Source organism: Peribacillus sp. B2I2 (assembly GCF_041261685.1).
Classification (GTDB): Bacteria; Bacillota; Bacilli; order Bacillales; family DSM-1321; genus Peribacillus.
The window spans coordinates 2,216,914-2,231,094 of record NZ_JBGCCB010000001.1; the positions used below are offsets into that span (position 1 = coordinate 2,216,914).

Here is a 14,181-nt window from a genome sequence, read left to right on the forward strand (position 1 = left end):
GCAGACAGATAAAAGAAACAAGTATGCAGATTTCAGGCATGACTTGCGCTGCCTGTGCAACCAGGATTGAAAAAGGGTTAAACAGGATGGAAGGCGTTGAGGAAGTCACCGTTAATTTGGCCCTTGAGAAATCGGTCATTAAATATGATTCGGAAAAATTAAGCACCCATGACTTTGAAAAGAAAATACAAGACCTTGGCTATGATGTAGTGAAAGAGAAAAAGGAATTTACGATTACTGGCATGACCTGTGCTGCCTGTGCTACCCGAATTGAGAAAGGGTTAAATAAGTTGGATGGAGTGAGTATGGCTAATGTGAATCTTGCGCTCGAAAATGCGACCGTCGAGTATGATCCTTCCGAAGCCTCCCCACTTGATATCATTCAACGAGTGGAGAAGTTGGGGTATGGGGCGATCATCAAGGAAGATAATAGGGATTCAGTGGATTTCCGTCAGAAAGAAATTCAAAAACAAAAGAATAACTTCATCTTTTCGGTGATTTTATCTTTTCCATTGTTATGGGCGATGGTAAGTCATTTCAGTTTTACTTCGTTCATCTATATGCCTGATTTCCTCATGAATCCCTGGGTGCAAATGGCATTTGCCACCCCTGTGCAATTCATCATTGGGAAGCAGTTTTATGTTGGTGCTTATAAAGCCTTGAAAAACAAAAGTGCCAATATGGATGTATTGGTTGCAATGGGAACATCCGCTGCTTATTTTTACAGTGTCTATCAGGCAATCATCTCAAGCGGTTCCCATCACAATACAGCACAACTTTACTTCGAAACTAGTTCGATTCTTATCACCCTCATTCTTTTAGGGAAGCTTTTTGAAGCAAAAGCAAAAGGGCGTTCTTCCGAGGCCATCAAAAAATTGATGGGGCTTCAGGCCAAAACGGCATTGGTGTTAAGGAATGGGGAAGAACGTGAAATACCGCTTGAAGAAGTCATTGTAGGGGATACTGTTTTGGTGAAGCCGGGTGAAAAGATCCCTGTCGATGGAGAAGTGATCGAAGGGAACTCTGCAGTCGATGAATCCATGTTAACGGGTGAGAGCATTCCGGTGGATAAAACAAAAGGGGATCCTGTGATCGGATCAACATTGAATAAAAATGGTTTTCTCAAAATGAAAGCGACAAAGATCGGAAGGGATACAGCTCTTTCCCAAATCATCAAAGTCGTCGAAGATGCGCAAGGGTCCAAAGCTCCGATTCAACGGCTTGCTGACCAAATTTCCGGTGTTTTCGTTCCAATTGTTGTCGGGATCGCCCTTTTAACTTTTCTGGTTTGGATGATATGGGTTAACCCTGGAGAATTCACACCAGCTTTTGAAGCGATGATTGCAGTGCTTGTCATAGCCTGTCCATGTGCTTTAGGTCTGGCCACCCCCACATCCATCATGGCAGGATCAGGTCGGGCCGCCGAATTCGGTATTTTATTTAAAGGCGGGGAACACTTGGAAACCACTCACCATATTGATACGGTCATTTTGGATAAGACGGGAACGGTAACGAATGGTACCCCGGTACTGACCGATGTCCTCATCGAGAATGGAATGGAACAAGAACAGTTTTTATCTCTTATCGGTGCAGCTGAAAAACAATCTGAACACCCTCTTGCCCAATCGATCGTTCAAGGAATTCAAGCAAGACAGATATCACTTACGGTGGTTGAGGAATTTGAAGCGATTCCTGGTTACGGGGTGAGAGCTGTAGTGGATCAAAAAGTGTTATTCGTGGGAACGCGTAAATTGATGAAGCAAAATAACGTGGATATCACAAAGGCGCTAACAGCGATGGAAGAACTTGAAGAGCAAGGGAAAACCGCGATGCTCGCAAGCATTGGAGGAGAATATGCAGGCATCATTGCTGTTGCGGATACGATTAAAGATACCTCCCTAACGGCGATTAAAAGGTTAAAAGCAATGGATATCCAGGTCATCATGATAACCGGGGATAATCAAAAGACAGCAAATGCAATCGGCAATCAAGTGGGCATTGACCAAGTGATTGCAGAAGTCCTTCCAGAGGGGAAAGCGGAAGAAGTTAAAAAACTGCAGTCAGCCGGTAAAAGAGTGGCAATGGTCGGGGATGGGATTAATGATGCACCCGCGCTTGCACTTGCTGATATAGGAATGGCTATCGGAACAGGGACGGACGTAGCCATGGAAGCTGCTGATATCACTTTGATCCGGGGTGATTTGAACAGTATTGCAGATGCAATCCTCATGAGCAGGAAAACGATGCGAAATATCAAACAAAACCTATTCTGGGCATTTGCCTATAACGTAATCGGAATACCAATTGCGGCAATTGGACTGCTTGCCCCATGGTTAGCGGGTGCTGCCATGGCTTTCAGTTCTGTATCAGTCGTATTAAATGCACTTCGTCTTCAACGGGTAAAGCTCTAAAGAGCATGTAACCATATATTGAAGGCATTGGTACTTATATCAATGCCTTTTTCTATCTGCCATACGCCTCGAGCAATCCGATTGTCATTCCTTATAGTAAAAAAGCAGATGATCCTGGAAAGGGGATCATCTGCATTCATCTGGAATGAGCTTTAGATATTTACAGCCACCCCTAATGATGTTTCTTTGTTTTCGAGGTGCCATACCGAGCTTATTTTAAACAGTAAAATACATAATCTGTAGGTGTGCCACGCTCGCCTTGTTGATGGAGCATCGCCGACACATTACCGCGATGATAGGTCCCGTGATTCACTACATGATGGATGAGGTCGGCAAGTACAAACTCACACGCCCCCATTTTGGGATGTTCGGTTACAATGGTCCGTTCAAGATCAGGCTGCGTAGCAAGAAAAACGTCATAATCCTTTGCAAGTTCATCATAGTAGGATTCAAGTTCATTTATTGAAACTCCATCCACTTCTTCCCGTACCCTTTCAACTTTCTTAAAGGTATCTTGAATGGTGCTTCCTTTCATTATCTCCAACCATGTGACGTCTGTTGCGTAAAGGTGAACCAGGACTTCCTTTATGGAGGGAAAGACACTTTTTAACGTGTCGCCATAGACTCCGTCCGGTAATTGTTTTAGGTTTTGGAACACTTGCTGATTAGCCCAAACGTGGTAATCATACATTTTCTTGGCACGGTCCTTTTCCATTTTCTCACTCCTTCCATTGTTACTAAATCCCTTTCGACATAATTTAAAGAATACCTTTATCAAAAGCTGAATGTTCCAGATGCCGAGCATTCCCCTTACTATTAATCCAGTAACTTCCTATTGATAAACACATACACAATTGTTAAAAGTACTAATATGGCTAGGATAAGAGTTTTACCTTCATAAGGATAGTCGGTCATGCTATTTATAATTATTAACAATCCTAACGGAAGAAAAAAGCCCCCGCCAGTCACTTTCCCCAATAAAGACTTATTATTAATCATCTTTTCATTAAATCCTGCTAACAGCCAAGTTTGTTTTTTGATTCCCCCAAATAGGAAATAATAAAAGAGCCATTCCAATAATCAATAAACGATAGTCCATCTCAACAACTCCCAAGTAAAGTTTTATCCTATTAGTTTATTATGATCTGTAATTACAAAAGTTTCCTTTTATTAAAAGACATTCTCCATCCTCACTACGTAAACCTTGGATTGGGATGGGATAATTAGAAAAAAAATGAAATAAACGCACTAAAAAATGGTAACATTATATTGTGGTTATTTATGGATCGGAGGTGGAGTGAAGGGAACGGTGTAAACCATATCTGGAATAATCGATTCGAATGAGAAAGAAATAAAAAGGTTAAGTAGAATGATATTATTACTATAAAAAAAATGAAAAGATTCGGTGATTTTGTGAATAAACGTAAAAGTTACTTTGATTCAAATCTAGCTATGTTAATCATCATTCTGATGGTTTTCAGTAGCGTTAGTTTATACAGTGCCCAAAAATATGCACAGCTTGATATAGATTATTTTCAGCAGCAAATTGTCTGGTTTGTAGTAAGCGGAGTGATTGTTCTGGCCATTTTTTATTTTGATTTTGAGACGATCATGAAACTAACTCCCTTTATATATTCATTCGGCATTTTGCTGCTACTATTTGTATTGTTAGGGTCCCGATAGTATAGCCCCAGTCCGGAAGGGGGCTAAATCATGGATTGAAATTCCAGGATTAGGCTCCATACAACCATCCGAGTTCATGAAAATATTTTTAATATTGATGTTGTCTTATATCCTGACTAAACATATTGACAAGTTTCCGGTAGGGGGTATAAGGACAGATATTAAATTATTGTTTAAAATGGGATTGATAGCTGCTTTGCCAATCGGTCTTACGCTTCTGCAGAATGACTTTGGCACTTCATTGGTAATGGCCGTCATCACCATGGGAATCATCCTTGTATCGGGGATCAATTGGAAAATGATAGCTTCTGTAGTTTCTTTAGTGGTCAGTATTGTATGTTCTTTGGTAATCATCTATCTATATGATCCTGATCTATTATTGAACTTACTGGATGGATATCAATTGGATAGGATAAATTCTTGGCTGGATCCATTTGGCCATGGCCAGGGAATCGGTTATCAATTGAAGCAGTCCATATTAGCGATTGGTTCCGGTATGACTGAAGGGAAAGGCTTCAACCAAAGCAATGTATATATTCCTGAAGCACATACCGATTTTATATTTACCATAGTGGCTGAAGAATTTGGGTTCATAGGGGCAAGTTTGCTAATATCCCTTTATTTCTTCATCATTTATAAAATCGTTGCGACTGCATTGAGTTCTTCTTTTTTCGAATCTTTTATATGTGTAGGTGTCATCTCTTTCTTGACCTTCCACATATTTCAAAATATCGGAATGGTCATCGGTCTAATTCCAATCACAGGAATTCCTCTGCCATTAATGAGCTATGGAGGGAGTTCGGTGATGGCTACGATGATGGGACTTGGTTTGGTATTGAATGTTTCATTGAAGAAAAAGGATTATATGTTTTCGAATGAGTGACAAAACTTTTAGGATTTATTTAAAATACGATAGGCTAAACTAATTTCAATAATAGAAAGTGTAGCCCAAAGAGGAAGGTTAAGAAATATGTGCCCCTACTTAACTCTTACCTGGAGAGAAATGTTAGCACTCAGATCAAGCAATGCTTGGTCTTTTTTTTATGAATAAACGGCATGAAGAAATGTAGGATACTGCTTAACAAATACTATTACAGCATTCATAAGTTGGAGGAATGTGATCCATTTTAAAATTAATAAATTAGTAGGCCGTTCAGAGGTTCCACAGGGGTAGCATAAAAAATGCGACTAACAAAATAGGTATCGATATTTTTGGTTTTATGGTTCTTTAATCCTGTAATTTAGATTTTTTTTAAAAAAATATACATTTAATATAGATATATTATCATATAAATGCTAAGGTTGAATAGTAACTAATACTCATTCTAAAGGGCGCCGCATTCTATTTACTGGAACAGTTCCGGCTTCACCTTCCACTTAGATTCATTACATAAACGTGCATGTTCCATGAAGGAATTTATTTTTACTTCTTTCTTTAAATGTAGGAAAAATGTTAGATTAAAAAACTACAAAAAGGGGAATCGAATATTATGAAAAAAATGTGTGCTTTTTCAGTATCTTTGGTTATTTTATTTACCTTTGTAGCTCCTTCCTTTGCAAGTAAAGAAGTTATCACCGAGACATCTACAGAACAAGAATTAAAAGAGTAAGCCTTTTTTTTTAAAGGTCTAGAAATAATGAGTAATACAATTTTAACGGAACAAGAGATTGAAGACTTGTATAATGAAGTTATGAGTATTGGAACACCTAACGTTGGTGGTATTACTTCCTATGCTCCTATTTCAGGTGGATCAACGAAAACAGAAATACCTCCAATTTATAGAACCTACAAAAATACTGATGTAAATGAAGCTAAAAATCTAATTTTCGCATATATGATGAAAAAGATTCCTGAAAAATTAACAGATAGCGTATTTTTAAATTGGCTTTTTGTAAAGTTAAATAGCTGGTCTAAAATTATTCCAACTTATGTGGGTTCTTGGGTATCAAGTTCTTATAGCACTGCAGAAAAGAAAAGGAATTATCATGCAACAGTAGTTCATTATGGAAAAAGTAATTATACATCACCTAAATCTGTTCAATATTTCCAATGCAATTAATGGTTCGGGAAATAATAATCTAGGGAATGGGGGATTAGATGAAATTGAAAATATTATTAAGAATAGGTATCTTATTATTATTTTCTTTTCTAATGATTTTTGATTATTTCCCACATATCGTTTTCAATGACATACCTAAGACGGCACTGACATTTGGAATTATCTCAGTGGCGATTATCTATATAGTCCTTAATCGAAAGACTGAAAAAGAATGTGAACATTCATTAATTGTAGAAGCAGTATTTATTTTTTATACTTTAGTGCTAATAGGAGTATTAACATTAATGGGGGGGGAATCCACTGTAGGAATCTCCTTAAAAAATCCTATCTTATGGTTTGTTTTATTATTGACAATAGTTGATATGACATTAAGATATAGGAAAATTAATGATAGCAAACTCTAGACTTAAGAAATCGGGGCATTTCGGGGCGATAAAAAACAGCCACATGGCTGCCTCTTTACTTTAAATTATCTAAGACTCAAAAGCTTTAGGAACGGTACATGTACTTTATTATTTTTTATAACAAACGAAGAAGCCTTTATAGCTTCTTCGTTTGAATGTTTAAGAGTGTTCCCTTATTTCGCAATAAATCGAATGCTATAATCTTTTCCATTGATACCCTTCAGCAAGATTTTATTAATTTTGCGTACCTTTCCTCCAGCCAATCTCGGGCGAACTCATTAGGTGCAACCAATGTCATTTGGTCAATTTCAATCGAAGACAAGTGTACATCTTTCAACCATGTCTCATAGCTCGGCTTAGAGATCTTTTTCTGCAATTGTACTTTAACGAGGGAGAATATATCTTGATCGTCCAACAATTCAGTTTGTAATGTGACATCTTCAAACGGTGGCACAGCTTCTTTTTCTGGTTTTAAATGATTTATTATTTGAGTGACACGATTTAATTCATGTTCAAGTGAAAGTTTAAGCTCTTGTAACTCTTTCATTAAAATATCTTTAGATTTATCATTTCTATCCATTGTACGTCCCCTTGCTATCTGGTTATCTTTTTATTTAGTATAACTTCTTTTTGTTCTAATCCCATGACGAATTCTACACGAAATAACGTAGAAAACTAAACTAAGAAGCATTAGGTAAGAAGTGATGATCATTTTCATTAAATAATCCAGAAAAATTAGTCCACGAGTCCAAGAATTGAACACGAGGTGGTTAAGTAAGGGAAATATACTGCATGAAATGCACAGTGATCATTAAAAATAATTCCAATATAATTCAGAGAGATAGTTCCTACAGCTATCATGATTGAATGAAGTTAGAAAGATTAAATCAAATTTCATTCCTGTTTTAGAAATATTGTACATTTGGTTCTTTTTCATGCTCAAGTAAATTCAATAGTTTATCCAGTTCCTGGCTATTATGTAATGTTTTTGGAGAAGTTAATCCATATGTCAATGCGGTAGTTATTAAATCTTTCCTCAATATCTCAATTTTTTCATGTAATGCTTCAATACTTACCAATGCAAAATCCCTCAAGTACTTTCTTTTATTGTTATGAATCTATTATTACATAAATTAGGTTGCTTTCAAATACAAAGTAAGTGTTCACTTATAAAAAATAACTTATTCGGGAGGGAGCAATACAAATCTGAAAATGAAAAATCTACATACTATCATTCATATATGTCGTTACAAATAACTGTTTGTATAAGATTATTGCCTCCGTATAAAACGAACCGTTAAAAAACATCAGGATCTTAATTTGATATGGCATAAATTTGTGATAAGGAATATAATTTGTATTAGGTAAACTTTTTGATTTTATTTTCATATAGTTAATATCCATTTTTAGAGAGTTGTAATCGTAAAACCGTATAATATTGGAGAGTTTTTAATATTTGTTAAATTCTTAAGAATAGATATTTATTCTCCTTTTTACTAACTGTTTTTCGTTTATTGCTAGGATGGAAATGATTAGTTGCTGAGTAGCTGAGTTTATCAAAAATTAATTAGAGATGAAACTATTAAAGTGTTAAGAAGCATCAAGAGGTTTTGACTTAATAATTTTAAGATGGACAAGCTCTATATTTTACTATGAAGATGAGGAAAAATTTCATATTTTATTGGAATGGGTATATTCGTTTAATAGCGAATATTTAAAAGGGAAGCCGGTGCAAAATCCGGCACGGTCCCGCCGCTGTAAGGGTGAGTCCTATGCAAGAAAGTCACTGGATAATATCCGGGAAGACGCATGGAGATGATGAACCTAAGTCAGAAGACCTGCCTGTTCTAGAAATGCTGTTAACCTACGGGAGATAGGGAGGTGTTAGAGTGCCAGAAGACGAATTTGTTCTTAATATATAAGCATTTCTGACCGTTAAATCTGGTTGGAAATGCTTTTTTGTATTTCGTGATTTTTCAAATAGTTAAAATTCCATAATTGAAGGTGAGAAAGCATGTTTATAAAACGGTCTAATTTATTCCATTCTTTTGTTGGACTACTAGTAATTTTCACAATCTTAGTTACAGGTTGCAGCAACACAACAATAGATCAAGAAAATACATTAGATAATGAAAAGCAAAAAGTTGTTACTTTTTCATGGCCTGGGGATATAGGTGACTTAAATCCACACACATATTTTCCGAATGAGTTTTTTTCCCAGGCTATGGTATATGAATCCCTTGTTTATTACGGTAAAGGTGGAGAAATTCAGCCTTGGCTTGCGGAGAGCTGGGATATATCGAAAGATGGAAAAGAATATGTATTCCATCTAAGAAAAGATGTAAAATTTTCCGATGGTTCGGTATTTAATGCTGCAATCGTCAAGAAAAACTTTGATACCATTTTAGATAATCGCAAACAACATGAATGGGTGGGATTAATTAACCAAATCAAAGATACAAAAATAATAGATGAATATACTATTAAACTTATTTTGAACAACGCGTATTATCCAACTCTTCAAGAACTAACTTACATCAGACCTTTGAGATTTGTAGGAGAAGCTGCTTTTCCTGACAGCCAAAACACATTTAAGGACGGACTCAAGTCTCAGATTGGCACTGGACCGTGGGTATTGAGCGAGTATAAGAAAAATGAGTTTGCTGTTTTCAAAAGGAACGAACATTATTGGGGCACTAAGCCTAAAGTAGATAAGGTGGTTGTTAAAGTCATTACTGATGGAGAGTCAAGAGTGTTAGCTTTTGAGAAAAAGGAACTCGACTTTATATTTGGAAACGGGGTCATCAGCCAAGATTCATTCCAATTTTTGAAGAATTCAGGGCAATATGAAACCAAATTGTCAGAACCTACAGCTACAAGAACGCTGCTTCTTAACTCAAACAGAGAAGCGACTAAAGATCTTAAAGTTCGGTTAGCTCTCCAACATGCTTTTAATAAACAAGCTGTTATCGATAAGATCTTTTATGGTATGGAAAAAAAGGCTGATACTTTGTTTCCACCTATTTTGCCTTATACGAAAATTAATATAGAGCCATATGAGTATGATGCAGAAAAAGCAAAAATGTTATTGGATGAAGCTGGATGGAAACAAGTGAAGGGGAAACCATTTAGAGAAAAAGACGGAAAAGAATTGCAATTGGAATTACTGTTTAATAGTACAGATAACATCCAAAAGTCAATCGCAGAATTTACACAAGGTGATTTTAGAAAACTGGGAATAGATGTTAAGTTGACCAGTCAGGAAACTAATACTTTTTGGACAACGGCATTTCAAGGTAAGTTTGATTTATTATTTACAGCAACATGGTCTGTACCGTTTGATCCACATTCCTATTTAGCGTCTATGACGACTAATTCGGAAAATGGTAGTCCAGATTATAACGCTCAATTAGGGTTGCCAGTAAAAAAAGAAATAGACCAGAAAATTAAGAAAGTATTATTAACTACTGACGAGGAAGATAGAAAAATACTGTATTCAGATATATTAACGACATTGCACGAACAAGCCATTTATTTACCGATATCTTATCAGTCTAATATAGCGGTGTATCAAAAAAACATTAGTGGAGTAGATTTTTTACCTCAAGAATCTGAGGTCCCTTTAACTTCAATTGATGTTAATTGAAATAGGGGATACTTAAAAACAACTTAAGGAGTGCTACATGAGTTGGTTTATTTTTAAACGTCTCACAAGTTTAATTCCAATATTATTCGGAGTTTCGCTCATTACTTTTATCTTGCTTCACTTAATTCCTGGAGATCCGGCAGTAGCTTACTTAAGGGCGTCACATATTCCTCCTACGAATGAGACAGTGGCTGCCCTTCGAGTTGAGCTTGGTTTAAACAAGCCTTTATATGTCCAGTATTTTGGATGGCTGGGAAAAGTGTTGCAATTGGATTTAGGGATGTCTTACGTGTCCAATAACTCCGTATGGGAAGAAATTGTGGTACATTTCTTCCCAACAGTTCAATTAACATTTGCTTCGCTTATCTTAATTGTTGTTATTAGTTTACCTATAGGCATGATTTCTGCTATTTACAAGGGGAAATTTGTTGATCAGTTTAGCAGAATAGCAGCCTTTGTAAGTGTCTCTATGCCAACCTTTTGGTTTGGGTTTCTTTTGATCTATTTTTTATCTGTAAAGTTAGATTTATTTCCTGTATTGGGAAGGGGGACCTTGGCGCATCTAGTGCTTCCTTCCTTGACATTGGCTTTTACCTATATAGGGACGTATATGCGATTGCTTCGAGCTAGTATGCTAGGAAATTTGAATGAGCCATTCGTTGTGTATGCTAGAGTGAGAGGGTTACGCCAAAGACTAATCGTTATCAGACATGTCTTAAAAATGTCCTTATTACCTATGATAACTGGACTTGGAATGAGCTTCGGGAACATGCTAAGCGGAGCGGTTATTGTTGAAACAATTTTTTCTTGGCCCGGCATGGGACAGTTATTTGTCACATCTATTTTAAATCAAGATTATCCAATGATTCAGGGGTGTGTATTGTTTATGGGTGTGATCTTTGTGGTCTGCAATCTTCTTGTGGATCTTACTTATTCTTTCCTGGATCCCCGTATACGCTGGGAAGGAGAGAAATAAGAATGGTGCAAAACATGAAAAGAATGCTGATGACACATATGCTCATGATGATCAGTATCATGATTATTTCCTTTCTGACAGTATTGGCTCTTTTTGCTCCTTTTTTGGCTCCTAATGATCCGAACTTGATTGATATCGTTCAGAAGCTGCAAGGGCCCTCCTCTCAGTTTCCATTGGGGACTGATCATTTAGGGAGATGTATATTGTCCCGATTAATCTATGGAACACGAACCTCGTTGGGAACAGCTTTCCTTGTCATGGGATTAATGATGATTATTAGTATCCCACTTGGTATTTATGCAGGCTTTATAGGGGGTAAAGTTGATTATCTCTTCATGAGAATGTGTGACATTCTCATGGCATTTCCAAGCTTTCTGCTGTCCTTAGCTTTAATCGGAATTTTAGGACCAAGTCTTGGCAATCTGATCTTGGCGATGGTGCTTGTCCAATGGTTTTTTTATGCACGCGTCATCCGAGGAATGGTTCTTAGTGTAAAGGAGCAAAACTTTGTCTTAGCAGCCAAAATATGCGGGACACCAATGAGAGTAATTGTCATCAAACATATTTTACCTGCCATCATTTCTCAAGTTGTTGTATTAATCTTTATGGACATCGGAGGAGTTATTTTAGCAATTTCTGGACTCTCTTTTCTTGGTCTTGGCATACAGCCGCCAGAGGCAGAGTGGGGAATGATGATCAATGATAGTAAGCCATTTTTTAGAGAAACCCCTTCATTGATGCTTTACCCTGGGTTGATGATCTTCATCGTTGTGTTTGCTTTTAACTTGTTTGGCGAAGCTTTGAGGGATGCTCTAGACCTAAAAAAGGAATAGAAGGGAGGATGGATGGAAGATGGGACAACACCCCATTCTAACGTTTAGGGTACGAAAATGATTCGCAGATAAAAGTGAATAAAACTTAAACGATTATCAAATAATATGAAGCATTAATTGCTGCATCCTATTTGAGCTTAAACCCAGTTATTTGTAACGATTAAATAAATGATTCATGAAGAAAAATAGGTTGAAAGACTGTCGTTGTTTGTAAAAGTTTATAGGTCTATGTAAATGCATGAGTGAATAATTTCCTTTTTTTTAAAAAAAGTGTTCCATAGGACCTGCATGAAAACTCCTAGTTGGGATTTTATTGTTTTTACACTTCTTCATACACCTTTAAAATTGTCCTTTTATACTTGAACCAGATTCAAATAATAGGAGGGAAAGATCAATGAATAATGAAAGAGCAATGGATGATTTAATTAAGAATTGGAGCGAATTAGGTAAGAACATGGACCGCCGGAACTTTATCCAGGGAGCAAGTAAGCTTGCCGGACTTTCATTAGGTCTTGCCCTTGCCCAATCAATGGGCGGTATTGAAGTGAATGCTGCCCCGAAATTCAGTGATTATCCATTTACTCTCGGAGTAGCTTCAGGTGATCCGCTCTCGGATAGTGTAGTTTTATGGACAAGGTTGGCACCTGATCCTTTGAATGGCGGAGGAATGCCACAAGAAGCCATTTCCGTTAAATGGGAAGTGGCAAAGGATGAGAATTTCAGAAAGATTGTCCAGCAAGGCAAGGAAATAGCCAGGCCGGAACTTGGCCACTCCGTTCATGTGGAAGTAAGCGGGTTAAAACCTGATAAGGTCTATTTTTACCGATTTAAAAGCGGTGGGGAAGTAAGTCAGACTGGGAAAACGAAAACACTTCCGCCAGTAGGTTCAAGTGTTTCGAGCTTGTCATTCGCGTTTGTTTCATGCCAGCAATTTGAGCATGGTTATTATACGGCCTATAAACATTTGGCAAAAGAAGATTTGGATATTGTCTTCCACCTTGGCGATTATATATATGAATATGGACCAAATGAATATGTTGCTTCTACAGGTAATGTCCGTGTACATAGTGGTCCGGAGATCATCACGCTTGAGGATTATCGAAATAGATACGCACAATACCGCTCTGATACCCATTTAAAAGCCGCACACGCAGCTTTCCCATGGGTCGTGACTTGGGATGATCATGAAGTTGAAAACAATTATGCAAATGTCATCCCGGAAAAAGGGCAATCGGTTGAAGCGTTCATCAAGAGAAGGGCAGCGGCTTATCAGGCTTATTATGAGCATATGCCCCTTCGTAAATCGTCTTTGCCTAAAGGAGCGGATATGCGGTTATACCGAAATTTCACGTATGGCGACCTGGCCTCTTTCTTTGTACTGGATTCACGTCAATACCGCGATGATCAGGCAAACGGAGATGGAAGTACACCGCAAACGCCTGAGTCACTTGATCCGAAGCGGACATTGCTAGGTCCCGAGCAGGAACAGTGGCTAACTGACAATCTATCAAAATCAAAAACGAAGTGGAATGTACTGCCGCAGCAGATTTTCTTTTCACAACGGAATTATGGAACACCTACCGCTCCCAAATTCAGCATGGATTCCTGGGATGGTTACCCGGCTGCGCGTGATCGTTTGATTGATGTAATCAAAAGAAACAACCTGGAAAATCTGGTCGTGTTGACCGGTGATGTACATGCAAGCTGGGCAGCCAATTTAAAGGCGGATTTCGATGATCCAAATTCCAAGCTTTTCGGTGTGGAGTTTGTTGGCACTTCCATCACATCTGGTGGAAATGGTGCGGATAAGCGTGCGGATACGGATAAAATACTAAGTCAGAATCCACATATAAAGTTCTTTAATGATTACCGGGGATATGTCCGATGCAAAGTAACACCAGAACAATGGAAGGCGGACTACCGTGTAGTCCCATTCGTGACAGAACCAGGTGCGGATATATCGACAAGAGCATCCTTTGTTTTTGATAAGGATCAAACAGGGCTGAGAAAGGTTGCATCAGCAGCGGTTACGGAAGGTGTACAAAAAACGAACGAAGTCGAGGACGATCGGACACGTGCCCATAATCGCGCGCATGAAAAACAAAGATTGAACAAGCAGGGGAAAGTTACTCACTAATTGATAGGGAAAGATTATGATGCTTGATAAG

12 protein-coding genes and 1 riboswitch are annotated in these 14,181 nt (G+C 37.7%); of the genes, 9 read left to right on the top strand and 3 right to left on the bottom strand.

What is annotated here, in order from left to right:
* The first annotated feature begins 23 nt into the window (after positions 1–23).
* On the top strand, positions 24–2,411 hold the full coding sequence (locus tag ABIE66_RS11145) for a heavy metal translocating P-type ATPase (protein ID WP_370017023.1): 2,388 nt from the start codon (positions 24–26) through the stop codon (positions 2,409–2,411).
* 211 nt (positions 2,412–2,622) lie between these two features.
* Here ABIE66_RS11145 and ABIE66_RS11150 read toward each other — a convergent pair whose 3' ends face one another.
* Positions 2,623–3,126 (bottom strand): DinB family protein, encoded by a 504-nt coding sequence (locus ABIE66_RS11150; RefSeq protein WP_370014710.1) that lies wholly within the window; start codon positions 3,124–3,126, stop codon positions 2,623–2,625.
* A 677-nt stretch (positions 3,127–3,803) separates the two neighbouring features.
* On the opposite strand from ABIE66_RS11150, the gene ABIE66_RS11155 reads away from it, so the two are divergent.
* From ABIE66_RS11155 to ABIE66_RS11170, 4 genes are all read left to right on the top strand, one after another.
* Positions 3,804–4,094 carry an FtsW/RodA/SpoVE family cell cycle protein gene (locus ABIE66_RS11155; protein ID WP_370014711.1) on the top strand — a complete coding sequence of 97 codons (291 nt, stop codon included), beginning with the start codon at positions 3,804–3,806 and terminating at the stop codon, positions 4,092–4,094.
* A 1-nt stretch (position 4,095) separates the two neighbouring features.
* Positions 4,096–4,977, top strand: a complete 882-nt coding sequence (locus ABIE66_RS11160; RefSeq protein ID WP_370017024.1) for an FtsW/RodA/SpoVE family cell cycle protein — start codon at positions 4,096–4,098, stop codon at positions 4,975–4,977.
* Positions 4,978–5,731: 754 nt separating this feature from the next.
* Complete coding sequence (locus ABIE66_RS11165; protein WP_370014712.1) at positions 5,732–6,154, top strand: hypothetical protein; 423 nt, start codon at positions 5,732–5,734, stop codon at positions 6,152–6,154.
* Positions 6,155–6,192: 38 nt separating this feature from the next.
* Entirely contained in the window at positions 6,193–6,558 is a 366-nt protein-coding gene (locus tag ABIE66_RS11170) for a hypothetical protein (RefSeq protein WP_370014713.1), read from the top strand.
* A 220-nt stretch (positions 6,559–6,778) separates the two neighbouring features.
* Here the strand turns inward: ABIE66_RS11170 and ABIE66_RS11175 are convergent, their stop codons facing one another.
* Positions 6,779–7,138 carry a DnaA N-terminal domain-containing protein gene (locus ABIE66_RS11175; protein ID WP_370014714.1) on the bottom strand — a complete coding sequence of 120 codons (360 nt, stop codon included), beginning with the start codon at positions 7,136–7,138 and terminating at the stop codon, positions 6,779–6,781.
* 325 nt (positions 7,139–7,463) lie between these two features.
* Positions 7,464–7,652: a Spo0E family sporulation regulatory protein-aspartic acid phosphatase gene (locus ABIE66_RS11180; protein ID WP_370014715.1), complete on the bottom strand. Its 189-nt coding sequence runs from the start codon at positions 7,650–7,652 to the stop codon at positions 7,464–7,466.
* A gap of 577 nt (positions 7,653–8,229) precedes the next feature.
* Positions 8,230–8,418, top strand: a riboswitch (cobalamin riboswitch).
* 154 nt (positions 8,419–8,572) lie between these two features.
* On the opposite strand from ABIE66_RS11180, the gene nikA reads away from it, so the two are divergent.
* From nikA to ABIE66_RS11200, 4 genes are all read left to right on the top strand, one after another.
* Entirely contained in the window at positions 8,573–10,204 is a 1,632-nt protein-coding gene (gene nikA, locus ABIE66_RS11185) for a nickel ABC transporter substrate-binding protein (RefSeq protein ID WP_370014716.1), read from the top strand.
* A 37-nt stretch (positions 10,205–10,241) separates the two neighbouring features.
* Positions 10,242–11,180 carry a nickel ABC transporter permease gene (gene nikB, locus ABIE66_RS11190; RefSeq protein ID WP_289324739.1) on the top strand — a complete coding sequence of 313 codons (939 nt, stop codon included), beginning with the start codon at positions 10,242–10,244 and terminating at the stop codon, positions 11,178–11,180.
* A 2-nt stretch (positions 11,181–11,182) separates the two neighbouring features.
* Positions 11,183–12,013, top strand: a complete 831-nt coding sequence (gene nikC / locus ABIE66_RS11195) for a nickel transporter permease (RefSeq protein ID WP_370014717.1) — start codon at positions 11,183–11,185, stop codon at positions 12,011–12,013.
* A gap of 394 nt (positions 12,014–12,407) precedes the next feature.
* Entirely contained in the window at positions 12,408–14,150 is a 1,743-nt protein-coding gene (locus ABIE66_RS11200) for an alkaline phosphatase D family protein (RefSeq protein ID WP_289324741.1), read from the top strand.
* Positions 14,151–14,181: the final 31 nt, after the last annotated feature.